Origin of the sequence: Arthrobacter sp. U41, from assembly GCF_001750145.1 — a bacterium.
Taxonomy (GTDB): domain Bacteria; phylum Actinomycetota; class Actinomycetes; order Actinomycetales; family Micrococcaceae; genus Arthrobacter.
In genome coordinates this window covers 2,126,515-2,149,163 of sequence record NZ_CP015732.1, presented here as the reverse complement: position 1 = coordinate 2,149,163, position 22,649 = coordinate 2,126,515, and the positions used below count along the sequence as shown (strand labels likewise).

Sequence of the window (22,649 nt, the reverse complement as noted above, 5' to 3'; positions counted from 1 at the left end):
GCTAATGAGCGTTGATCCGTGGCCGAGTGCCCCTGAGCTTCCGGCCCCGATCATCATGGATCAGCGGTGGACGGATGCGGTCTTTCTTCACTGGCGCATCCCCCATGCCGTCGCGGCGCCGTTTATGCCTCCCGGCGTGGTTCCGGACGACTTCGACGGATCCGCCTGGGTGGGGCTGATCGGATTCCGTATGCAGGGCGCCGGCCTGGGCCGCGGGCCCGGGATCCCCTATTTCGGGAGCTTCAACGAGATCAACGTGCGACTCTATTCCCGGGAGCCCGATGGGACCCGGGGTGTGGTTTTCCTCAGCCTCGATGCGACCCGGCTGGCCGTGGTTCTGGCGGCTCGGGCGGCCGGGATCCCCTATGTGTGGTCGCGGGCGGGCTTCCGCGGGGTGGGGGTTTTGGATTCTCCGGGCACCGCCAGTTCAGGTGGCCGTGCTGGCCGGGCCGGCCGTGCTGGCCGGGCCGAGAGGGACGGCCAGGCCGAGAGGGACGGGCGGGCTGGGCGGGACGGCCAGGCTGGCCCCCGAGCCGGGTACTGGGTGCGCCGGTTCCGGGGCGCCCGGAGCGACTTTGAGGTGGCCCCCGAGCTCGACGTCGAAGCAACCGATCCGCTGTCCATCCACCTCACTGCCCGGTTTGGTCTGCATACCCGGTTCCTGGGCAAAACCCTGCATGTTCCCAACACCCACGCCGCGTGGCCGCTGTACCGGGCGCAACTGACTTCCCTTGAGGACCAACTGGTTGCCGAGGCAGGGATCCACGTCACCGGGCCGCCCGAATCGGTGCTCTTCTCACCCGGAGTCCGCACCCAGTTTGGCCGGCCGCGCGTGTTGGATGGCGCGCGTGTTGGATGGTAGGTCCTGAGCCGGCCTGAGCACGGGAATTCCGCAAATCTGCGGCCGGCGCACGGAGCGGCAAAAATGTCTGAGGCCGAAAGTAGTCTTGGTTTATGGAAGCCGTCAGGGATTTCATCGCCGTTCAGGACTCCGGCCGGGGCAACACCCCGGCCGGGCAGTCCGGGGTGGACGACGCCCTGGCCACGCTGCGGGACGTGGCTCTAACGGCGGTCGAGGACGCGGCGCTGCGGGGGTTCCAGGCTGCCTCGGATTTCGCTGGCACGGTGGAGGAGGTCTCCCGGATTGCGGAGTATTTGCAGCTCGTCGCGGCCGGTGCCGTGGACCGGGCCCGGAAGCAGGCCTCGGCCACCGGGACGAAGGCCAGCACCTCGTGGACCACGGGCTGGCGGGACGACTCCAACTACGGCACCGCGACGCCGGAGGACGCGCACGACGCCAAAGCTGCATCCGGAACCCCGTCGACCGCGGCTGCCGCCGTTCCAGCGGCTACCGCGGATGACGGGTACCGGAACACCACGGAATTCCTCCGGGCGCGGCTGCGGATCAGCGCCGCCGAAGCCCGCCGCCGGCTCGCACTCGCCGGGAATCTCCTGCCACGCCAAGGATTCACCGGCGAACCCTTGCCTGCCGTGCACGCGGAACTCGGCGCCGCCGTCGCCACCGGGGAGGTCCCGTCCCGCTCCGCGACGATCATCACCCTCGCGCTGGACCGGGTCCGGCTCGTCTGCGACGCCGAAGCCGCCGACCGGATGGAACACGCCCTGACCCGCACCGCCGCCGAGAACGACCCGGACTTCCTGACCCGCGTCGCCCGGAGCTGGACCGACGCGCTGGACCAGGACGGCGCCGAGCCCTCCGAAGAACTCCTGCGCCAACTCCAGGGCGCCTTCATCCGCAAACCCCGCCACGGCCTCCAGCACCTCGAAATCTTCGCGACCGCCGAACAGTTCGAACACCTCATGACCGTCATGAACACCGCCACCAACCCCCGCGCCGGCGCCGCGCAGACACCAGGAACCACCGCCGCCGGCGCCACGCTGTCCGCCGGTTCTTCGGCCACCGTCCCCGCTGGAGCCGCCGCCGGGTTCACGGCCGCCGGAACCGCCACCTCCTCCACCGCAGGCCGGGTCCCCTGGGCCGAGGGCGGCCAGGACAGCGCCGACATCCCGCTCGATCTCCGCTCACGCCCGCAGAAACACCTCGACGGCCTCGTCAGCGCCGCCAAGGTCGCCCTCGCCGCCGGCACCCTGCCCGCCGCAGGAGGACTCCGGCCCCAGGTCATGGTCACCATCGACTACCGCGACCTGCTCGCCCGCCTCGGGCACGGCGACGGCGCCGCCGCCCCCGGTGACCCGGTGGAACACACCGGAACGCTGCTGTTCACCGGACCGGTCACGGCCTCCACCGCCCGGAAAATCGCCTGCGACGCGGACATCATCCCGGTCCTCCTCGGCACCTAGGGCCGGGTCCTGGACATCGGCCGGACCTCCAGGGTCTTCCCGCACCACATCCGCAAAGCCCTCACCGCGCGGGACCAGGGCTGCGCGTTCCCCGGCTGCACCATCCCCGCGTCCTGGTGCGAAGCGCACCACATCACCTACTGGTCCCGCGGCGGAACCACCGGCACGGAAAACGGTGTACTGCTCTGTTCACACCACCACCACGTGATCCACAAAGAACAATGGACCATCCAGCTGCAAAACGGCGTTCCGTGGTTCATCCCGCCACCCCACCTGGACCCACGCCAAAAACCCAGGCGCAACTACTACTTCCACCCAACAGACCTCAGCACCGCCGCCTGGCCGCCTGACTATGCAAAGCGCAAGCAGCGGGTTGCCGCGGAATCTGTCCGTTCCATGGGAATATCCGCGTTCCAAGAAGACTCCGAAGGCAACGCCATGGCGCTCAACGAATTCGTCGGCCGGGATCACGAAGGTCCGGCGGATCCAGGCGACGAAGGTCCGGCGCCTCCAAGCGACACTGCATGCCGCCTGGAGGGTCGGGAGGAGCTCCGAGCCGGCGCGGGCTAACGACCGGCGGCGTACCCCTGCGCGCCGCGGGGATTAGCCGCCGCCTGAAGGACCCCGGTTGACGGATCCCGCACCACCGCGGACAACCGTCCCAGCGTCCATCCGCCCGCGCGGGTGACGACATGACCGCGGCGCTCGAGACCTGCGATGACGTCGTCGCCCAGCCGGTCCTCCACGACGGCCCCACCGGGCTCCCAGGTGCGCGGCCAGAAGGAGCCGGGCATCGACGTCGTATGGAAGGTGGGGGCGTCGATGGCCTGCTGCGGTGAGTAACCGCCGATGATCGTGCGCAGCAGGTACGGCAGCTGCCACTGATCCTGTTGGTCACCGCCCGGCGAACCCAACGCGGTCACTGCCCGGCCGTCCCGCAGCACGAGAGTGGGCGTCAGCGTCGTGCGGGGCCGCTTCCCCGGCGTCAGGGTGGACGGTGTGCCCGGTTCCAACCACATCATCTGCAGCCGGGTGCCGAGACAGAAACCCAGCTCCGGGATGGCGGGCGAGGACTGCAGCCAGCCACCGGACGGCGTGGCCGAGACCATGTTGCCCCAGCGGTCCACGACGTCGATATGGCAGGTGTCGCCGCGGGTCTCCCCGCTCGGCGCCACGGTGGGCTCGCCCGCCCCGAGCCCGGCGGAGCCAGCTCCCGCGAGGGCCGGCGGCGTGTAGTGCGTGCGCAACGGCGGCAGGTAGGGCTCACGCCCGGGCACCGTGCCGGGCCGGAATTCATGCGAGGCCCGCTCCCCGATCAGCGATCGGCGGGCGGCGCAGTATCCGGCGGACAGGAGATATTCCAGCGGCACGTCAGTGTCTCCGTAGTACGCTTCCCGGTCCGCGAGCGCCAGCTTCTGGGCTTCCAGGATCGTGTGCGCCCCGAGCTCGGTGGACGGGTCGAGGTACCGGTCATCGAGCCCCTCGAGAATGGCGAGCGTCTGAAGCAGCGCCGGACCCTGCCCCCACGGCCCCGTCTTGGCGATCGTGTGCCCCCGGAACTCAACTGTGGCTGCCGACTCGTATGCGGCCTCGAACCCTGCGAGGTCCTCCAGTTCTAGGACACCCGGGTGGTCCGTGCCGGAGGAATGGCGGTGCGGGGTCTTGACGGAGTCCACCATGGCCCTGGCCACGAAACCCTCGCGCCATTCGCGGCGTGCGGCGTCAATGCTGGTCTCACGGGAATGCGTGACGGACCCGTCGCGGGAGTCCCCGGGGGCAGGCTCACGGGGGCCCATCTCCGAGGACTCAACGCCGGCTGCCCCGGCGTCGACGAGCCGCTGCAACGTCCGGGCGTAGGCCGGATTCCGGACCAGCTCCCCTTCGGCCGGAATCCGGCCGCCGGGCATCCAGAGTTCGGCCGAGGTGGGCCAGTGCGTCCGGAAAAGCTCGGACACCGCCGCGATCGTCGCCCCGACCCTGCCCAGCATCGGGTGCCCGTCGCGGGCATAGCCGATCGCGAATTCCAGCACCTCGTCCAGTTCCCACGTCCCGTGGTCCCGCAACAGCAGGAGCCAGGCGTCGACGGCGGCCGGCACCGCAGCGGCCAGCGCCCCCGAGCCCGGCACGAGTTCCAGGCCCTCGGCGAGGTAATGCTCCACGGTGGCCCCGGCCGGGGCCGGGCCCTGGCCCATAAGGACGACCGGCTTGCCGGGTTCCTCCGCGGTGACGAAGACGCCCGCCATGTCCCCGCCGGGACCGTTCAGGTGCGGCTCGACAACGTGCAGCACGAAGGCACCCGCAACCGCGGCGTCGAACGCGTTACCGCCACGCTCCAGCACGGCCTGGGCAGCCGCCGTCGCGAGCCAGTGCGTGGAGGCGCTCATCCCGAAGGTGCCCTGCAGCGTGGGCCGGGTGGTGAACGCCTCCGGGCGTGTGAACTCCTCGGCGCCGGCACGTGAGGGAAGCAGGGACTCTTCAGCGAGCTCAGCCAAACAGGGCCGCCACCCGGGTGAGGGTCTCATACACGCCGAATCCCAGCGGGACTCCGACCAGCGCCCAAGCGACCGCTAGCTTCCCGGTGGACTGTTTCACCGATGTCTGTGCAGTACTCATCTCAGGCCTCCAGGGCGGGTTCTTCGGCGCGGACACGGTCCGGGCGTGGTTCATGGAACCGGGCATCGACCGGCTTGACCAGCAGGTTGGCCACAAAGCCGATCACCAGCAGCCCCACCATGGTCAGCAGTGCCGGCTGGTAGGAAGCGGCCGTCAACTGGCCGGGCTTGCCCTGGGCATCCAGGAACGCGTTGACGATCAACGGCCCGGCAATGCCGGCCGCGGACCACGCCGTGAGGAGCCGGCCGTGGATCGCCCCGACCTGGAACGTGCCGAACAGGTCCCTCAGGTAGGCCGGAACGGTCGCGAAGCCGCCGCCGTAGAAGGAAATGATGACGAAGGCCAGCGCCACGTAAAGGAACGTGCTGGTGGACCCGCCCAGCGCCAGCACTGTGTAGAGCACGGCACCGACTCCGAGGTACATCATGTAGATGCGTTTGCGGCCGGTCACGTCGGAGGTGGCGGACCAGGCGAAGCGGCCGGACATGTTGCCGATCGAGAGCAGCCCCACGAAGCCGGATGCGACGGCGGCACTGACCAGGGACACGCCGTCGGACTGGCGGAAGAAGTCCTGGATCATCGGGGCGGCCTGCTCCAGGATGCCGATGCCGGCGGTGACGTTGCAGAAGAGGGCGATCCAGACGAGCCAGAACTGCTTGGTCTTCACGGCGTTCTTTGCGGAGACGTTGTCCGTTGTGACGAGGGTGGCGGTCTTGACCTTGGACGGGTCAAAGCCGGCCGGTTTCCAGCCGTCGGCCGGGACCTTGATGGTGAACGCGCCGAACAGCATGTAGGCGAGGTACACAACGGCGAGGGTCAGGAAGAGCTTGCCGACGGAGTCACCGCTGGCCACCCAGCCTTTGGCTCCGGAGTTGGGGTCGTACATTTTCAGCAGCGCGGTGGAGACCGGGCTGGCGATCAGGGCACCGCCGCCGAAGCCCATGATGGCCATGCCGGTCGCGAGACCCGGACGGTCGGGGAACCACTTGATTAGGGTGGAGACCGGCGAGATGTAGCCGATGCCCAGGCCGATACCGCCGATGAAGCCGTAGCCAAGGTAGACCAGCCAGAGCTGGCCGCTGAAGATGCCGAGCGAACCGATCAGGAAGCCGCTGGCCCAGAACATCGCCGAGGTGAACATCGCTTTGCGCGGGCCGTTCTTGTCCACCCACGTGCCCATGATGGCGGCCGAGAGGCCCAGCATCACGATGGCGATCGAGAAGATCACGCCGATCTCGGTCAGGCTGGCGCCGAAGTGCTTTACCAGCGCAGTTTTGTAGACGCTCGTCGCGTACGCCTGACCGATGCACAGGTGCACGGCGAGCGCCGCGGGAGGCACCAGCCACCGGTTGAATCCCGGTGGGGCGATCGTTCGGTCACGGTCCAGCCAGCCCATAATTGCTCCATTGCTTGTCGAAGACGTCGGTGTCCCAGTGGCATTGAGGCAAACGGCTCCAATTTCGGCCGTTACCTCCGGCAATCATGGTGCAAATCGTCAGCAACCGTACTATTTGTGCGCCGAACGGTAGGAAGTCCGCGACAAGCGGTCGCGGCCTACCGTCCGAGTCCGGCTTTCCGCAGCGCCTCCGCCATCGCCGTGTTGGCTGGTGCGGCGGCCGGCGTCGGCTTCTGCGGCTGCCGGGCGGGCGTCCGCCGGTCGGGTGCGGGCTTTTTTGAGGGCTGCTGCGAGGGCGCCTGGCGGGCCGGACGGTCCGGCCGCGGCTCCGCACGGCCGCCGGGGGCGGCCCGTCCGCCGGGCGCGGCGGGTTCGTCGGGCGCGGCGGGTTCGTCGTCGAGCCGCAGCGTCAGCGAGATCCGCTTCCGTTCCGGATCGGCCTCCAGCACCTTGACCCGCACCACCTGGCCGGATTTGACCACTTCACGCGGATCGGAGACGAAGCGGTTGGCCAGCGCGGAGACGTGCACCAGGCCATCCTGGTGGACCCCGACGTCGACAAACGCGCCGAACGCCGCGACGTTGGTGACGGTCCCTTCCAGCACCATCCCGGGTCTGAGGTCCGAGATCTTCTCGATGCCCTCCGAGAACGTCGCCGCGGCAAAGGCCGGACGCGGGTCACGGCCGGGCTTCTCAAGCTCGGCGATGATGTCCTGCACGGTGGGCAGGCCGAAGGAGCCGTCGACGAAGTCCTGCGGATTCAAGGTGGCAAAGCTCCCCGCGGCCGGTCCCTGCCCGCCGGCGGCGGCTTTGATCTTCCGCGCCACCGGGTACGCCTCCGGGTGCACGCTGGAGGCGTCCAGCGGTTCCGCTCCCCCGGTGATCCGCAGGAAGCCGGCGCACTGTTCGAACGCCTTGGCACCGAGCCGCGGCACCTTTTTCAGCTCGCTGCGTTTGTGGAACGGGCCGTGCTCATTCCGGTACGCGACGATGTTCTCACTCAGCAGCGGCCCGACGCCGGCGACGCGGCTCAGCAGCGCCGGGGAGGCGGTGTTGACGTCGACACCGACGGCATTCACACAGTCCTCGACGACGGCATCGAGACTGCGGTCCAGTTTGGCCGCGGTGACGTCGTGCTGGTACTGCCCGACGCCGATCGACTTCGGTTCGATCTTGACCAGCTCCGCGAGCGGGTCCTGCAGCCGCCGCGCGATGGACACGGCCCCGCGCAGGGACACATCCATGCCGGGCAGTTCCGCGGCGGCCAGCGCCGAGGCCGAATACACCGAGGCCCCGGCCTCGGAGACCACGATCTTCTGCGGTTTGGCGCCGGCTTTCGCAGCGTCGGCACCGGCTTTCGAAGCGTCGGCGCCGGATGCCGCGAGCTGCTTGAGCAGCTCCGCGGCGAGTTTGTCGGTCTCGCGTGAGGCGGTGCCGTTGCCGATGGCGACGAGCTCGACATCGTGCTTGCGCGCCAGGTCCACCAGGGTCCGCAGCGCCTCGTCCCATTTCCGGGCCGTCGCGTGCGGGTAGATCGTGTCGGTCGCAACCACCTTGCCGGTGCCGTCCACCACCGCGACCTTCACTCCGGTGCGCAGTCCCGGGTCCAGGCCAAGGGTGGCGCGGTTCCCGGCCGGCGCCGCGAGGAGCACGTCCCGGAGGTTGGCCGCGAAGACCCGGACGGCCTCGTCCTCGGCGGCAGCGAACATCCGACTGCGCAGGTCGGCCGTGAGCCGCGCCAGCACCCGCGAGCGCCAGGCGAGCTGGGCGGTCTGCAGCAGCCACGCGTCGGCGGGCCGGCCGCGGTCGGCGACCCCGAGGAACCGGGCCACGGCGGCTTCGTACCGGCCCCGCGCGGCGGCCAGGGCGGCGTCGTCGTTCGGTTCAGCCTCGGCGAGATCCAGCTCCAGCACCCCGTCTTTTTCGCCGCGCAGCAGCGCCAGCACGCGGTGCGAGGGCATCCCGGACGGTTGCTGGGAGAACTCGAAATAGTCCTTGAACTTCTGCCCCTCGGCGTCTTTGCCCTTCTTCACCCGGGAGACCATCCGGCCTTGGGTCCAGAGCCGCTCCCGCAGCGTCGCGGCCAGGTCGGCGTCCTGGGCGACGCGTTCCACCAGGATCGAACGGGCGCCGGCGAGCGCCGCGGCGGCATCGTCAATGGCGTGATCGGCGTTGAGGTACCTGGCGGCTTCGCGGTCCGGATCCAGCTCGGGCCGCTTCAGCAGGGCGTCGGCAAGCGGCTCCAGCCCGGCCTCGCGGGCGATCTGCGCCTTGGTCCGCCGCTTGGTCTTGAACGGCAGGTAGATGTCCTCCAGCCGGGACTTCGTGTCGGCGCCGACGACGGCGGCCTGCAGTTCCGGGGTCAGTGCACCTTGTGCGGCGATCGCCTCCAGGATGGTCCGGCGGCGGTCCTCCAGCTCGCGGAGGTAGCGCAGCCGCTCCTCCAGTTCGCGGAGCTGGGTGTCGTCCAGCGTCCCGGTGGCCTCCTTGCGGTACCGGGCGATGAACGGCACGGTGGACCCGGCGTCGAGCAGGTCCACGGCCGCTTTCACCTGCCAGGCCTGCACGCCGAGCTCGGCGGCGATCTGGGCGGCGATGCCGGACTCCTGCGTGTGCGGACCCGGGGTTTTCACCGAGGGCGTCCCTAGGGACGGGGTCCTGGGCGGCGGTGCGGAGGCTGAACTGGCGGGGCGCTGCGGGAGTTGGGTCACCCTGCCATTTTGCCCTACCGGGGACTTTAGCCGGTGGCGCCGGAATCGGGGCGGAGCTGCACGAGGTCCTGGAGGACTTCGTTGCGGCGCAGGAACCACGGTTTGAAGGGCGGATCAAAACGGGCGAACCGTGGGGGCCCGACGGCGGTCAGCCCGGCGGTGGTCAGAGCGGCCTGCAGTTCCTGGTTCCGTTTCCTGAAGGCGCTCTCCGATCCGCCGCCGGAGAAGCCAAGGGCGGCGGCAAGGGAGCCCGGCACGGTCCGGATCCTGACGTCCGGATTCGTCGGGACCGGGGCGGTCTCCGCGGTCATTCCCGCCGGCAGGACAAAGGCAACGGTGAAGTCCGCGGTGTCCCCTCCCCTGGTCAGGGATCCGCTCTGCAGAACCGGGGCCGTCATGGCCAGCTTCTGGGACGGGCCGGGCTGCTGCACCACCGGGGCGGTCATCGCCACCGATTGCCGGGCGGAGTTGCTGCCACTGATGTAGTTGAAGAGGTGCCGGAAAGCCGCGTTACCGGCCCGGTCGAATGTCGCGTTGACCTGCACCTCGGCCACCACGTGCGCGGGATAGCGGCGCAACTCGAAACCCTGGTAGCGCTGGACCAGTTCGAAAGGTTGCTGTTCGGTCATGATCTTCAGACCATACGCCGCGCCGCCGACAGGAACCAGCCCGTTCCACCGGCAGGCCCGCAGGATTGTCAGGGGGCTTTGATAGCTTGAAGAACAGACGGCAAGGCTGCGCTGGCGGCACGTCCGAGCCGGACATACCGCAGGCCATCAACATCGGGGGCACAGTGTTTTTTCTTGAACCGGAAATGCCGGGTTCCGTGCAGGATCTGGTTTTCTCCGCGAGCGACCTCGTGATCGCGGCCAGTTGTGAGTACCAGCTGCTCCGGAAGCTCGACGAGAAGCTGGGCCGGTCCCCCAAGGCTGTCTTCGACAACGACGAGATGCTCCAGCATGCGGCCGTGCTGGGAGACCTGCACGAACACAAGGTCCTCGACGGTTTCGTCGCGGAGTTCGGGCCCTGGGATCCGGCCGCCCGACGCGGCGTGTACGACGTCGAACCGGCCCAAACCATGGACCGTGCCACCCTGCTGGCCAAACACCGGGAATCCCTCGACGCGCTGCGCTCCGGCGCCGACGTGGTGTTCCAGGCCGCCTTCTTCGACGGCCAGTTCCACGGACGCTCCGACTTCCTGGTCCGGCAGGCCGACGGCAGCTACGCGGTGTTCGACACCAAACTGGCCCGCCACGCAAAGGTGAGCGCGCTGCTCCAGCTGGCCGCCTACGGCGATCAGCTGCTGAAAGCCGGGATCACACCAGCCCCGGCCGTGACCCTGGTCCTCGGCGCCACGGTCCCGCTCCCGGGTGGAGGCTTCGACTACGTCCGCAGCCACCACAAACTCTCGGAGATCCTGCCGGTCTTCCGTGAGCGGCGGGACCGGTTCCTGGCGCTGACCTCCTCCCATCTGGCACAGCCCGGCACCGTGCAGTGGGGTTCGCCCGGGCTCAGCGCCTGTGGCCGCTGCGACTACTGCCAGGAGCAGGTCGTGGCCACCGATGATCTGCTGCTCGTGGCGCGGATGAATTCGGCCCAGCGCAAAGCACTCCATGGACGGAACATTTATACGGTCAAGGAACTCGCGGAAGCCCGGCTGCCCGGCGCGAACGCGGCACTGCTGCGCCTCCGGGACCAGGCCCGGATGCAGAGCGGGACCGGCGCTTCCGACGGCGGCGTCCGGTACCTCAATGACGGAACCGAACACACCATCAGCTACCGGGTGGTCCCGGACAATTCCCTGGCGGAGCTGCCCCCGCCCAGCGCCGGCGACATCTTCTTCGACTTCGAGGGCGATCCGCTGTGGCAGGAAAGCACCACCGGAGTCTGGGGACTGGAGTACCTGTTCGGCGTCATCGAGGCACCGACGGGCCCCGGCGACCCGGGGGTGTTCCGGCCGTTCTGGGCGCACAGCCGGGACGCCGAGAAACAGGCCTTCCTCGATTTCCTCGACTACGTGGAAAAACGCCGGCAGGACTACCCGGACATGCACGTCTACCACTACGCCGCTTACGAGAAGACGGCGCTCCGGAAGCTCTCCGTGTTGCACGTCGCCGGTGAAGACATCGTCGACCAGTGGCTGCGCGAAGGGCTCCTGGTGGACCTCTACCAGACCGTCCGGAACAGCATCCGGATCTCTGAGAACTCCTACAGCATCAAGAAACTCGAACCGCTCTACATGGGGACGAATCTTCGCACCGGGGATGTCAAAGACGCCGGCGCCTCCGTGGTCGCCTACGCCCACTACTGCGATGCGCGCGACGACGAGCGGCACGAGGAAGCGGCCCGCATCCTCGCCGGGATTTCCGACTACAACGAATACGACTGCCTCTCCACGCTGAAGCTGCGGAACTGGCTCCTGGGCCTGGCCCGGGAGCGCGGCATCGAACCGGGGGGCGAGGGCGGCGCTTCCCCAGCCGCGTCCACGGCAACGTCCGCAGCCGCGGCCAGGGACGTCCGCGGCAGGGCGGTTGCCGGCGGCGGCAGGGCGGACACAGCGCCAAGCTCCGCTGACCTGGACCCGCTGGAGGTGGCGCTGGCCGGGCTGGCGGGTGCCGGCGTCGGGCTGTCAGAGGATGACCGGAAGGCAGTTTCGATGCTGGCGGCGGCGGTCAGCTACCACCGCCGGGAGCGCAAGGCCTTCTGGTGGGCGCATTTCGACCGCTGCGAGAACGGCCCCGACACCCATCACCAGCAGGACCGCAACGTTTTCCTCGTCGAGGACGCGGAGGTACTTGAGGACTGGTGGAAGGACGGAGCCAAGCTCCCGGAGCGGAAGGTCAAGCTGATCGGCACGGTCAGTCCGGGCTCCGATCTCCGCGAGGGCAGCACGTGGTTCCGCATGTATGAGCCGCCGCTGCCGGCCGGGCTGGAGGGCGCGGGGATCAACGGGACCGGACGCAGCGGGTGGTTCGGGACCGAGGTTCTGGAGCTGGGCCACGAGGACGGCAGGGACACCGTCATCATCCGCGACAAACTCCGCAAGGGCATCGAACCCTACCGCCAGGTCCCCGTTGCGCTGACCGAAGACCAACCCATCCAGACCAAGAGCCTCGAGGACGCGCTGGCGGCGCTGGCCTCCGCCGTCACTGCGGGTTTGCAGACCAGCCCGTCCCGGTTCCCTCGCCATCCGGCGCTCGATATCATCCGCCGGGTTCCGCCACGGTTTGTCTCCGGGGGGCAACTGCCCGCGCCCGGGGAGGGCCCCGACCGGTTCATTGACGCGATCACCGAGGCCGTCGGAGCCCTGGACCACTCCTACCTGGCAGTCCAGGGGCCGCCCGGGACCGGCAAAACCCACGTGGGATCGCATGTCATCGCCCGACTGGTTGCCCGGGGCTGGAAGATCGGCGTTGTCGGCCAGTCCCATGCCGTGGTGGAGAACCTGCTGACGACGGCCGTAACCAAGGCCGGCGTCGATCCGGCCCTGGTCGCCAAGGACGTGAAACACGCCGAACCCCTCCCCTGGGGGCAGCGCTCGGCGAAGGACGTGGCGCGCCTGCTCGGCTCGGCCGGCGGGGCGCTCATCGGCGGGACGGCGTGGACCATGACGGGGGCCACCGTCCCGGCCGGATCGCTGGACCTGCTGGTGGTCGACGAGGCCGGCCAGTTCTCCCTGGCCAACACCCTCGCCGTGGCGCAGGCCAGCAGCCGGCTGCTGCTGCTCGGTGATCCCCAGCAGTTGCCGCAGGTCAGCCAGGGCACCCACCCCGAACCTGTGGATGAGTCAGCTTTGGGCTGGGTTTCCGCCGGTCATGCCACGCTTCCGCCGGAGCTTGGCTATTTCCTGGCCGATTCCTGGCGGATGACCACAGAGCTGTGCCGGGCCGTCTCCGAGCTGTCCTATGAGGGCAAGCTGCGCTCGGCTCCGGCTGCGGACGTCCGGAGGCTCGAGGGAGTCCCCGCCGGGATCGAGACCGTCATGGTGGAGCACAGCAGCAACGTCACGTCCTCGACCGAGGAAGCCGCCGAAGTCGTCCGACAGGTGCGGCGCCATCTGGGGCTGGCCTGGCATTCGGAGCAGGTCACCCGGCCGCTCGGTGCAGCCGACATTCTCGTGGTGGCAGCCTACAACGCCCAGGTCAACGTGATCCGTGATGCCCTGGACGGGGCGAACCTCCCCGGTGTCCGGGTGGGAACCGTGGACAAGTTCCAGGGCCAGGAAGCCGCCGTGGTGATCGTGTCCATGGCCTGTTCGGCGGTGGCCGAGGCGCCGCGCGGCATGGAATTCCTGCTCTCACGCAACCGGATCAACGTGGCGGTCTCGCGCGGCCAGTGGCGCGCCGTCGTGGTCCGCGCACCCGAGCTGACCAACTACCTTCCCGCGCATCCCGAGGGCCTGGAGCAGCTGGGCGGATTCATCGGCCTCTGCCAGCGCTCGGTGCCTGCCGCCCGGTAGGACATGCCCATCCTTCACGTTGCCACCCACGGGACATGCCCATTCCTGGCGCCCGCCAGCACGGGACATGCTCATTCTTAAACACAAACAGTGGGCAGAATGGCGTTCTGCCCACTGTTCGTGGCTGCCGCGGGACATGTCCAGCGGTGCGAGTGGCCGCGGAGGGACATGTCCAGCCGCGCGGCTGGCCCGCGTGGGTGCTCCGGGCTGCTGGCTGCCCTAGTTCTGGTACACCGGGTAGTCGGTGTAGCCCTTGGCGTCGTCGGTGTAGAAAGTGGCAGGGTCGGCCACATTGGTCGGAAGTCCTTCACGCCAGCGGCGGACCAGGTCCGGGTTGGCGATCGCCGGGCGCCCGACCACGACGGCGTCTGCGTGGCCGTCCGCAACAATCGCGGTGGCCTCCTCGCGGGTGGTGACGACACCGAAGCCGGTGTTCAGCAGGAACGTGCCGTGGAACCGGGCACGCAGCTCCTGCACGAGTTCACTCGTCGGCTCCTTGTGCAGCACGCTCAGGTAGGCGAGGTTCAGTGGCGCCAGGGCATCCACCAGGATCCCGTAGGTCTCCCGGACGTCGGCGGCGTCGAGCTCCAGCGCGCCCTGGACGTTGTGCTCGGGCGAGATGCGGATGCCGACGCGGTCGGCACCAATGGCGTCCACCACGGCCCGGGTCACTTCGATGACGAAGCGGGCGCGGTTCTCCGGCGAGCCGCCGTAGATGTCGTCGCGCTGGTTGGCGGACGGTGCCAGGAATTCGTGCAGCAGGTAGCCGTTGGCGGAGTGCAGTTCCACGCCGTCGAACCCGGCACCGACCGCGTTGCGGGACGCGGTGACGAACTCCTGGACGATGCCGGGCAGTTCCTCGGCGGTCAGGGCGTGCGGAACCGGGAAAGCCTGCTTCCCCTCGTAGGTGCGGGTCTCGCCGTCGATCGCGATGGCGCTGGGCGCCACCACCTGGTGACCACCGTTGGTGGCCTCATGGGTGACCCGGCCCGCGTGCATGACCTGGGCGAAGATGCGGCCGCCCTCGGCGTGCACGGCGGCGGTCACATCGGCCCAGCCCTTAAGCTGCTCCTCGGTCACCAGGCCCGGCTGGCCCGGGAACCCCCGGCCTGCGTGGCTGGGGTAGGTGCCCTCACTGACGATCAGGCCGAGGGACGCGCGCTGGCGGTAGTGCTCCACAACCAGCGGGCCGGGAATGCCCTCCTTGCCGGAGCGGACGCGGGTCAGCGGCGCCATCACGAGTCGGTTGGGCAGTTCCAGCTCGCCGAGAGTAATCGGGGAAAACAGCATGCGCAGTTCCTTTCACCAGGGATTGGGTTCTCTGGCGGCAACTGCGCGGCGCCTGCAACTATTCCTCAGGAGACTCGAATCACTAGGGGTGGACGATGATCTTCACCGCGGTGTCGTTGTGGTGGATCAGCGTATCGAAGCCCTTGTCCACGAGATCATCCAGGGCGATTCTTCCCGTGATGAAGGGCTTCAGGTCGACTTTTCCCTCCTGGACAAGCTTGATCGCGGCCGCGTGATCGCCGCAGTAGGCGATGGTGCCGCGCAGATCGATTTCCTTCAGGACGACCTTTTGCATGTCGACGGTGGCCGGATGTCCCCAGATCGAGACGTTGACGACGACGCCGGCCGGCTTGACGACGTCGAACATCGTATCGAGCACGGCATTCACGCCGGCGCATTCGAACGCCGCGTTTGCCCCGGCTCCTTCCGTCAGTTCCAGCACCCGCGCCGTGACGTCGTCGGAGCTCGGGTCCAGAACATGGTCAGCGACTCCCGAGGAAACCGCTTTGTCCTTCCGGGCCGTCGACAGCTCAGTGACGATCGTGGTGACGCCAAGGCCCTTGAGGACTGCCGCGGTCAGCAAACCGATGGGGCCGGCACCGCCGACGACGGCGACGTCCCCGGCTTTGACGCCACTGCGGCCGACGGCGTGATAGGCCACAGCCAGCGGTTCGATGAGGGCGGCTTCATCCAGCGGGATATCGCCGACGGGGTGCACCCACCGGGAGTCGACGACGATCGTCTCGCTCAGGCCCCCGCCGCCGCCCGCCAGGCCGATGAAGCCCAGCTTGGTGCACAGGTTGTAGTGGCCGCTGAGGCAGGGACCGCATTCATTGCAGACGATATAGGGCTCCACCACCACGCTGTCTCCGATGGCGAGGCCGGTGACTCCCTCCCCCAGTTCCTCGACGGTGCCGGAGAACTCGTGTCCCAGGGTGACGGGGGCGGCCTCGTGGGACAGCCCGTGGGGGTGACCGGGCGGCGGGGTGAAGATCGGCCCTTCCAGGAATTCGTGGAGGTCCGTGCCGCAGATCCCGCACCAGGCGACGGCGATTTTCACCGCTCCGGGCCGCAGCTCCGGCTCCGGGATGTCTTCGATCCGGAGGTCCTCACGGGCATGGAATCGTGCTGCTTTCATAATGTATTTTCCTTCGCATTGCGGGCCGTGGATGCGCCGGTCAGGCGCATCCACGGCATGTCGTTGGATTCTCACAAGGTGGCCGTCATCCCCAGTGTGGTTCCCGGGAGTGGGATTGTCACGGCCCGTCCGGGTCAGCGCGCGTGGTGCGTGGGCTGACGCTCGAAGACCGGCGTCGGCAGCCCTTCCATCCTGGCCTTGAGCTGCAGCGCCAGATAGTTGGAATAGTGGCGGCTTTGGTGCAGATTGCCGCCGTGGATCCACAGGTTATCCACGTTTGTGGGTTTCCACATGTTGCGCAGTTCGCCTTCCCACGGACCTGGATCCTTGGGAGTATCGGATCCAAAGCCCCAGCACTTCCCGACGGCGTCGGCCACCTCGGGTGAGACAAGATCGGCCAGCCAGCCGTTCATGGACCCGTAGCCGGTCGCGTAAATGATGGCGTCCGCTTCCAGTTCCGCTCCGTTGGCCATCACCACGGCGTTCCCGGTGATCTTGCCGACCTCACCGTTGGCGAGCTTGACCCGGCCGTCGATGATCAGCTGCGAGGCGCCGACGTCGATGTAGTAGCCGGAGCCCCGCCGCAGGTACTTGAGGAACAGGCCGGACCCGTCCACGCCGAAGTCCAGGTCAAAGCCGGCGGCTTCCAGCTGGGAGTAAAACTCGGCGTCCCGCTCGGCCATCTCCGCGTAGACCGGTATCTGGGCTGCGGGCAGGATCCGGTAGGGCAGCGAGGCGAACAGCAGGTCGGCCTTCTCGGTGGTGACCCCGTTGGCCAGTGCCTGCTCGGAGTACAGACCGCCAAGGGCAAGGTCCATCAGCGACTCGCTCCGGGCGATGTGCGTGGAGGACCGCTGGACCATGGTGACGTCCGCGCCGTGTTCCCACAGGTCGGCGCAGATATCGTGGGCGGAATTGTTGGAGCCGATGACCACGGCCTTCTTCCCGGTCCAGTCCCCGCCGCCCGGGTGCTTGGACGAGTGGTACTGCTCGTCGAGGAAGGATTCGGCGCCGTCGAACGTGGGGACGCTGGGGTACCCCGAAACGCCCAGGGCGAAGACGAGCTGTTTGGGGCGCAGGGTGACCGGTTCGCCGTCGCGCACCACCTCAACCACCCACTCCTGGGAGGATTCGTCGAAGCGGGCGTTGGTGCATTCGGTCTTGGACCAGTAGTTCAGTTCCATGATCCGGGTGTAGTTTTCCAGCCAGTCGCCGATCTTGTCCTTGGCCGCGAAGACCGGCCAGTCGTCGGGGAACTTGATGTAGGGCAGGTGGTCGTACCAGACCGGATCGTGCAGGTGGAGGGACTTGTAGCGGTTCCGCCAGGAGTCACCGGGGCGGTCATTCTTTTCGATGATGATGGTGGGCACGCCGAGCCGGCGCAGCCGTGCGCCCAGCCCGATTCCGCCCTGGCCGCCGCCGATGATGACGGTGTAGGGCTGGTCTTCGTAGCCGAGCCGGGCTTCCTGCTCTTCCTTCAGTTCCAGCCACGACTTGCGGCCCTTGGTGATCTCGTGGGCGACGCCCTTTTCCCGGTTCACGCCCTTCTTTTCCTCGAAGCCCTTGAGCTCCTGCATGGTGGTGAGCAGGGTCCAGCATTTACCGTTCCGGAGGCGCAGGTGGGCGTAACCCCCGGCCTGGGCGGTCTCGAAGTTCACCCAGGCTTCGGTGTTGGCCGCGTCCCCGGTGGCGTCCTCGGCCAGGATCCAGTTGCTGGGCTGCACGTCGGCCAGGGTCGCGTCCAGCATGCGCCGGATGTCCTCTTTGCCCTCGAGGGTCTTCAGGTTCCAGGTGAAGGAGACGAAGTCGCGCCAGTACGACTCGTCGTCGAATAGTTCAAGCGCTTTGTCCGTGTTGTGGCTGCGCAGCGCCTCATCGAACTGCGCCAGCCACGCCTCGATCACGCCGTTTGGAGTCTCAGGCATGTTTCCTCTTTCCGTTGCCAACTGTGGGCGGGTTCCGTGGGTGGCGTCTCGGCCATGCAGTGACCCGCATCACAAGTAAAGTCCGCAGGGGGTTACAATCGGGTTACACAGAGCTCTCAGGCTCATGGTCCGCGCTCAGGCGGGCCAGGGGCCGACGGTGGCTGCGGGGCGCGACGATTCGAGGGCGGGTTGGGTAAATGAGCATGCGGCCGGAAAGTCGCTCCATTACGCCGCTCCCGGACCTGAGGTTTTCCGCGCCGGCGGAGTATGCACGGGCCCTCCGGAAGGCGCACGAGGCCACGGTTTCCGGTACTCCAAACCCGCATCTGTCGCCGTCCCTGCTTAAGTCCTGGCAGCGTTCCCTCGCGCTGGGCATCAATCCGGACCAGCACCGCCCGGTCCACCGGCATGAAGTTTCCGAGGCCCGCTCGCTCAGTGCCGGCCACCGGCTGGCCGCCGTGATGCCCGCGCTCTCCCAATTACTGGCCGATGAGACGGCAACCGGCCGCCACCTGTTGATCGTCACCGACCACGAAGGCGAAGTGCTGTGGCGCGTTGGCAGCAAACAGGCATTGAAACTCGCCGACTCTCTGGAATTCGTGGAGGGGGCCGACTGGTCCGAGTCCGGGGTGGGCACCAACGCCATCAGCGAGGCACTGGTGACAGGCTTGCCGGCACAGCTTTTCTCGGCCGAACACCTCGTCCGGACGCATCACGATTGGGCCTGCACGGCTTCTCCGATTCGCGACCCTTTGACGGGCGAGGTCGTCGGCGTCCTGGACGTGTCCGGCCCGTTTGAATCCGTCACGCCGGACAGTCTGCGCCTGGTGCGCTGTGGCGTGCGGCTGGCTGAGGAGCTGTTGAAATCCGCGGCCCCTCCCGTCAGCACCGGCGGGAGGACCGGGGAGGCGGAAGGGCTTGCCGCAGGCGGACGCTCGGAATCCTCGGCCCGGTCCCAGCTGACGCTGCAGCTGCTGGGGGACGCACCATCGGCGGCGCTCGACGGCGGCAACCGTCGCCCGCTGACGCTGCGCCGTGCCGAGATTCTGGCCCTGTTGGCCTCGCGCACCCAGGGCTGGAGTGCCGATGAACTGGCCTACGAGATCCATGGCGACTCGGGCACCGCTGCGGCAATCCGGACCGAGATGCACCGGATACGCAGCATCCTGGGCAGTGTCGTGGAAGCGAATCCTTACCGTTTCTCGTCCACCGTCAGGGTCGTGACTGATGCTTCGCTTGTGGCTGGCCATTTGCGCGACGGCCGGGTTGCCGAGGCGTTTGCGGCGTACCGGGCAAAACTCCTCAACCGTTCGAGCACCCTCGCCGTCGGGTTCATGCGAGACGAGCTTAACGAGGCCGTTGGCGCCTCCATACGCGCCAGCGGCGACGCCCGGTTGATGCTGCAATGGTGCACGAGCGATATGGGTTCCTCGGATACGGCTGCCGCGGCGACGGCGGCCGCGCTGATGGGACCCGAGGATCCCCGGTGCCAACTGGTGAGCGCCCGGATGGAAAGGGTCGACCGGGAGCTGCGGGCCTGAGCGCCGCGCCTTCGGCGTCCTTGCACGTGCCGAAAGTGGGTCCGGATGTGGATCAGAACGTCGAGCCGAGGGTGGCGCCGAGGCTAAGGAGCAGGCGCCACGACGCCGGGGCAACCTTGACCTTGCGGGTTGCGGAGGCAGTCGTCGGCGTAGTTCCGGGTGATGGAGCGCCAGACGCTCACGGTCTGCGGCGGTGAGCCGAATTGCCCTTGGCCCGGGATGGGCAAGGGCGGGCCGCCGTTGACGGAGTACGTCCCCTGGAAGTGGGTCGTCAGCACCACCGAAAAATCTCCGGTCTCGGTGTAGACGTGGCTGGTGGCTGTCTTTTCGCCCCAGCGCTCCTGCGGGAGGGGTGCACCGGCCGCGGTCTGCGGCCCCAGCGAGGTTCCATCGCCGTAATTCCAGGTGTACTGGACGGGTCTGGCAACGATCGAGACGCTTTGACCGAGCATGTCCACTGTGAACGCCTGCTCCGTGGCTTCAACATAGAAGTTGGTCTCAGCGCCCCTCAGGGTGTGCGGACTCGGTTGCATGACCAGGTTGCCGGGGCTGACGGGAAGCTGCTGGAACTTCGTCTGGATCTGGGCAGCAATCTTGCCCAGGACGTCATCCGGCTTCTCGGAGTAAACGCAGCGGTCCGGGGCGATCCGGCTCCAATCGTTCGGGCCAGCGACCACCAACTTCCACCACCACCTGACCGGGCGCCCATTTTCACCAGCACTGCACTCTGTCGCCGCTGCGAGACAATCGACATCGAAAGCATTGTTGTCCACCAGGCACAGGTAATCGAACCGGTACTGATAAGGGCTCTCAGGAACAGTGTTCGGTGCGTCTACCCAGACTTTGAGAGCCGCATCGTAGCGCCAGACGCCAACGCCAGTTGAGTTCCAGAACACGTCCGATGTATCTGCGACAGCCGGAGATACAGTTGAAACCGAAATCAGAATTACAGTGGCTAGGACCCTCAGGGCGTGCCCGAGCCAGCCGCGAAGACCCCCGCCTCTTTTCATACACCGAGCCGGTCAACGTCCAGCGCGTTCCACCTGCCATCGGTGAAGCGAACGGTCATAATGTCGGCGAGAACCTGTGCTGCAGGTACGGACTTTTCGATACTTGAGTCCGCCCGATAAAGGAACCCGACAGGCTGTTCCAACTGCGTGGTCACTTGATAGTTGCCTTCGGCTGTCTTCACAAATTCCGTGAAGGCCCCCTTAACCGCAACAAGGCCTCCCGCAATCCAACGTCCGTCTGAATTCCATTCAACTATGCCCGGGCGAACCTTCGAGCACATACGACATGTTGGGCCAGTAACCGCATCCATCGGCCCGAAGTCGCCGGTTTGATAGGCATAATTCAGTACCTCGTACCAGTAAGTCGCGAAGGCGATTGCACTTTCCTTCGTCTCGGCCGTCGCGGCTTCCGGCAGCACGGGAACTGGCACGTTCTGCGCCCTCCCCGAGGCATCTGCCGGCTTGTAACTGGGCATTGGCGTGGGGGTGGCTGTTGGTGTCGGCGACGCCGTCGGACTCGACGACCCTGGTGCGGCCGTTGCACCCGGTGTTCCCCCGCCGGTGCAGGCGGTCACCGACATCAAAGAGAGCGCAAGCAGGACGGCGCAGATGCGTCTGCGCCGAACGAAGTGTGAAGTGCGAGATGTCATGGTCAGCTATTCCCCCCGATAGAAATCAAGACGCCTGAAGCCAAACAATGACTTAAGGGTAACTGACATCACATTTTGAACTTCAAAGTTATCCACAGACGCCCCATGGACCGCGCAGGCGGCCGACTTCCCATACCACTCAGGCGCGCTCACGCGCTGCTGAGGGCCTGGACCCGGGGCGCCGCGGCGCGATAAACCGAGGATCACGGGGCAACCGCAGCACGTCGAACGAAATCAGACCATGAACGAGGTCCGACAATTTGCCGCCGCCTAATCGTTCACCGCAAATGCTCCGCCTCACACCGACTCACAACGACTTTCCCGCTGAGCCACTGGTCTTTTTCTACATCGCCCAGAACAATGAACCCATGATGTTCGAACATGCAGACGAAAATCCCATCCTCCACCTTGATGACGACCAGAGCTGGAAGCTGATTGAGGGCACCAAGCACGGCAGGCTCGTGGTCATCGTGGGCGGCGAACCCGATATCTTTCCGGTGAACTATGCCGTGAGCGACCGGAAGCTCTACCTGCGGACCGCTCCCGGCAACAAACTTGCTGAACTGACCATCAATTCCAAGGTGCTGTTCGAAACAGACGGGATCCTCTCCGATGAGGCTTGGTCGGTTGTCATGCGCGGCACGGCCAGGGTGTTGGACCAGTCCGCCGACATCGCAGCGGCGGAGGCCCTGGGGCTCAAGCCATGGGTGCCCACCTTGAAGGACTTCTACGTCGAGATCGAGCCCACCTCGGTCAGCGGGCGCCATTTCAAGTTTGGCGAACACCCGGAGCGGGAGATCTAGCAACTGTTCGACGGCGGCAATCGCCGGACGTCGCGACGGCGGCAATCGCCACTGATCGGCAGCCCGATGTCCCGATAAGGACGGCGGCCAGCCCGATGCGGACGGCCGCCGTCGCGCCCCTCCCGGCCGCCTAGACTTAAACCATGGCGGACAAGCTGACCCCCGAGCGGCGCAGCTGGAACATGTCCCGCATCCGCGGGAAGAACACCAAGCCTGAACTGCTGGTCCGAAAGCTGCTCCACGCCAAGGGCTACCGCTACCGGCTGCACGGCACCGCCCGGGGAGGGCTGCTGCCTGGCAACCCGGATCTGGTATTCGCCGGCAGACGCAAAGTCATCTTCGTCAACGGCTGCTTCTGGCACTTCCACGATTGCCGGGCCGGGCAGCATGCCCCCAAGAACAACGCGGAGTTCTGGGAAACCAAACGCACCCGGACACGGACCCGCGACGCCGAACAGCGCCATCTGCTGGAGCACGCGGGCTGGGAAGTCCTCACCGTCTGGGAATGCGAACTCAAGGATCTTTCCGCGCTGGAAAAGCAACTGGATGACTTCCTGCTGGCCAGCAAAACACTCCCCGCTGTCACCCCCGCCGGCGAGACCGCCGGGCCGGCCACGGCCGTGGCCGAGCAGGCGACCGGCCAAACTCCGGCACTCCCCCGCCCCCAAAACTAGGAATGTCTCACCGCTACAGAGACAGACTGGTCTGTCTCGGGTAATATCCGAATCTGGGGACAAGGACTCTATCGGGTCCGCACTTACTCGTACTTCTACTCCACGGGAGAGCGCCAC

The 22,649-nt window shown here is 67.3% G+C and carries 17 protein-coding genes; 7 read left to right on the top strand and 10 right to left on the bottom strand.

Going from position 1 to position 22,649, the window contains the following annotated elements:
• The first annotated feature begins 4 nt into the window (after window positions 1–4).
• The 3 genes from ASPU41_RS09910 to ASPU41_RS23860 all read left to right on the top strand — a co-directional run bounded on the left by ASPU41_RS09910 (window position 5) and on the right by ASPU41_RS23860 (window position 2,892).
• Window positions 5–862, top strand: coding sequence for a YqjF family protein (locus tag ASPU41_RS09910; RefSeq protein WP_069950776.1), 858 nt, complete (start codon window positions 5–7; stop codon window positions 860–862).
• 92 nt (window positions 863–954) lie between these two features.
• Complete coding sequence (locus ASPU41_RS09905; RefSeq protein WP_069950775.1) at window positions 955–2,322, top strand: DUF222 domain-containing protein; 1,368 nt, start codon at window positions 955–957, stop codon at window positions 2,320–2,322.
• Between the two features lie 9 nt (window positions 2,323–2,331).
• Window positions 2,332–2,892, top strand: a complete 561-nt coding sequence (locus tag ASPU41_RS23860) for an HNH endonuclease signature motif containing protein (RefSeq protein WP_331712775.1) — start codon at window positions 2,332–2,334, stop codon at window positions 2,890–2,892.
• Here ASPU41_RS23860 and ASPU41_RS09895 read toward each other — a convergent pair.
• The 5 genes from ASPU41_RS09895 to ASPU41_RS09880 all read right to left on the bottom strand — a co-directional run bounded on the left by ASPU41_RS09895 (window position 2,889) and on the right by ASPU41_RS09880 (window position 9,671).
• The gene (locus ASPU41_RS09895) at window positions 2,889–4,706 is read right to left on the bottom strand and encodes a gamma-glutamyltransferase family protein (RefSeq protein ID WP_069952612.1); all 1,818 of its coding nucleotides are present in this window, start codon (window positions 4,704–4,706) and stop codon (window positions 2,889–2,891) included. The genes ASPU41_RS23860 and ASPU41_RS09895 overlap by 4 nt on opposite strands.
• Before the next feature lie 100 nt (window positions 4,707–4,806).
• Window positions 4,807–4,935, bottom strand: a complete 129-nt coding sequence (locus tag ASPU41_RS23715; protein ID WP_269450081.1) for an MFS transporter small subunit — start codon at window positions 4,933–4,935, stop codon at window positions 4,807–4,809.
• A 1-nt stretch (window position 4,936) separates the two neighbouring features.
• Window positions 4,937–6,331, bottom strand: a complete 1,395-nt coding sequence (locus ASPU41_RS09890; RefSeq protein WP_069950773.1) for an OFA family MFS transporter — start codon at window positions 6,329–6,331, stop codon at window positions 4,937–4,939.
• Between the two features lie 158 nt (window positions 6,332–6,489).
• Entirely contained in the window at window positions 6,490–8,964 is a 2,475-nt protein-coding gene (locus tag ASPU41_RS09885) for a Tex family protein (RefSeq protein WP_069950772.1), read from the bottom strand.
• Between the two features lie 104 nt (window positions 8,965–9,068).
• Window positions 9,069–9,671: an SOUL family heme-binding protein gene (locus ASPU41_RS09880; protein ID WP_069950771.1), complete on the bottom strand. Its 603-nt coding sequence runs from the start codon at window positions 9,669–9,671 to the stop codon at window positions 9,069–9,071.
• Between the two features lie 164 nt (window positions 9,672–9,835).
• On the opposite strand from ASPU41_RS09880, the gene ASPU41_RS09875 reads away from it, so the two are divergent.
• Window positions 9,836–13,501 (top strand): TM0106 family RecB-like putative nuclease, encoded by a 3,666-nt coding sequence (locus ASPU41_RS09875; RefSeq protein ID WP_069952611.1) that lies wholly within the window; start codon window positions 9,836–9,838, stop codon window positions 13,499–13,501.
• Window positions 13,502–13,720: 219 nt separating this feature from the next.
• Here the strand turns inward: ASPU41_RS09875 and ASPU41_RS09870 are convergent, their stop codons facing one another.
• The 3 genes from ASPU41_RS09870 to ASPU41_RS09860 all read right to left on the bottom strand — a co-directional run bounded on the left by ASPU41_RS09870 (window position 13,721) and on the right by ASPU41_RS09860 (window position 17,854).
• Window positions 13,721–14,791 carry an alkene reductase gene (locus ASPU41_RS09870; protein ID WP_069950770.1) on the bottom strand — a complete coding sequence of 357 codons (1,071 nt, stop codon included), beginning with the start codon at window positions 14,789–14,791 and terminating at the stop codon, window positions 13,721–13,723.
• 82 nt (window positions 14,792–14,873) lie between these two features.
• Window positions 14,874–15,929, bottom strand: a complete 1,056-nt coding sequence (locus ASPU41_RS09865) for a 2,3-butanediol dehydrogenase (protein WP_069950769.1) — start codon at window positions 15,927–15,929, stop codon at window positions 14,874–14,876.
• Between the two features lie 134 nt (window positions 15,930–16,063).
• Entirely contained in the window at window positions 16,064–17,854 is a 1,791-nt protein-coding gene (locus tag ASPU41_RS09860; protein WP_069950768.1) for an NAD(P)/FAD-dependent oxidoreductase, read from the bottom strand.
• Window positions 17,855–18,057: 203 nt separating this feature from the next.
• Here ASPU41_RS09860 and ASPU41_RS09855 point away from each other — a divergent pair, with 203 nt between their 5' ends.
• Window positions 18,058–19,395, top strand: coding sequence for a GAF domain-containing protein (locus tag ASPU41_RS09855; protein ID WP_069950767.1), 1,338 nt, complete (start codon window positions 18,058–18,060; stop codon window positions 19,393–19,395).
• Window positions 19,396–19,478: 83 nt separating this feature from the next.
• Here the strand turns inward: ASPU41_RS09855 and ASPU41_RS09850 are convergent, their stop codons facing one another.
• Both ASPU41_RS09850 and ASPU41_RS09845 read right to left on the bottom strand, forming a co-directional pair.
• Entirely contained in the window at window positions 19,479–20,072 is a 594-nt protein-coding gene (locus ASPU41_RS09850) for a PKD domain-containing protein (RefSeq protein WP_231941231.1), read from the bottom strand.
• A gap of 329 nt (window positions 20,073–20,401) precedes the next feature.
• Window positions 20,402–20,824 carry a DUF6318 family protein gene (locus ASPU41_RS09845; RefSeq protein WP_069950766.1) on the bottom strand — a complete coding sequence of 141 codons (423 nt, stop codon included), beginning with the start codon at window positions 20,822–20,824 and terminating at the stop codon, window positions 20,402–20,404.
• 599 nt (window positions 20,825–21,423) lie between these two features.
• Between ASPU41_RS09845 and ASPU41_RS09840 the strand changes: the two genes are divergently transcribed.
• Complete coding sequence (locus ASPU41_RS09840; RefSeq protein WP_069952609.1) at window positions 21,424–21,858, top strand: pyridoxamine 5'-phosphate oxidase family protein; 435 nt, start codon at window positions 21,424–21,426, stop codon at window positions 21,856–21,858.
• Between the two features lie 143 nt (window positions 21,859–22,001).
• Window positions 22,002–22,532 (top strand): very short patch repair endonuclease, encoded by a 531-nt coding sequence (locus ASPU41_RS09835; protein WP_083266449.1) that lies wholly within the window; start codon window positions 22,002–22,004, stop codon window positions 22,530–22,532.
• Window positions 22,533–22,649 lie beyond the last annotated feature (117 nt).

Bases quoted from the DNA above. Each gene is read 5' to 3' on its own strand.
- ASPU41_RS09890 (WP_069950773.1), bottom strand. From the start codon at position 6,331: ATGGGCTGGCTGGACCGTGACCGAACGATCGCCCCACCGGGATTCAAC.
- ASPU41_RS09910 (WP_069950776.1), top strand. From the start codon at position 5: ATGAGCGTTGATCCGTGGCCGAGTGCCCCTGAGCTTCCGGCCCCGATC.
- ASPU41_RS09860 (WP_069950768.1), bottom strand. From the start codon at position 17,854: ATGCCTGAGACTCCAAACGGCGTGATCGAGGCGTGGCTGGCGCAGTTC.
- ASPU41_RS09835 (WP_083266449.1), top strand. From the start codon at position 22,002: ATGGCGGACAAGCTGACCCCCGAGCGGCGCAGCTGGAACATGTCCCGC.
- ASPU41_RS23715 (WP_269450081.1), bottom strand. From the start codon at position 4,935: ATGAGTACTGCACAGACATCGGTGAAACAGTCCACCGGGAAGCTAGCG.
- ASPU41_RS09905 (WP_069950775.1), top strand. From the start codon at position 955: ATGGAAGCCGTCAGGGATTTCATCGCCGTTCAGGACTCCGGCCGGGGC.
- ASPU41_RS09865 (WP_069950769.1), bottom strand. From the start codon at position 15,929: ATGAAAGCAGCACGATTCCATGCCCGTGAGGACCTCCGGATCGAAGAC.
- ASPU41_RS09855 (WP_069950767.1), top strand. From the start codon at position 18,058: ATGCGGCCGGAAAGTCGCTCCATTACGCCGCTCCCGGACCTGAGGTTT.
- ASPU41_RS09880 (WP_069950771.1), bottom strand. From the start codon at position 9,671: ATGACCGAACAGCAACCTTTCGAACTGGTCCAGCGCTACCAGGGTTTC.
- ASPU41_RS09840 (WP_069952609.1), top strand. From the start codon at position 21,424: ATGATGTTCGAACATGCAGACGAAAATCCCATCCTCCACCTTGATGAC.
- ASPU41_RS09895 (WP_069952612.1), bottom strand. From the start codon at position 4,706: ATGAGCGCCTCCACGCACTGGCTCGCGACGGCGGCTGCCCAGGCCGTG.
- ASPU41_RS09870 (WP_069950770.1), bottom strand. From the start codon at position 14,791: ATGCTGTTTTCCCCGATTACTCTCGGCGAGCTGGAACTGCCCAACCGA.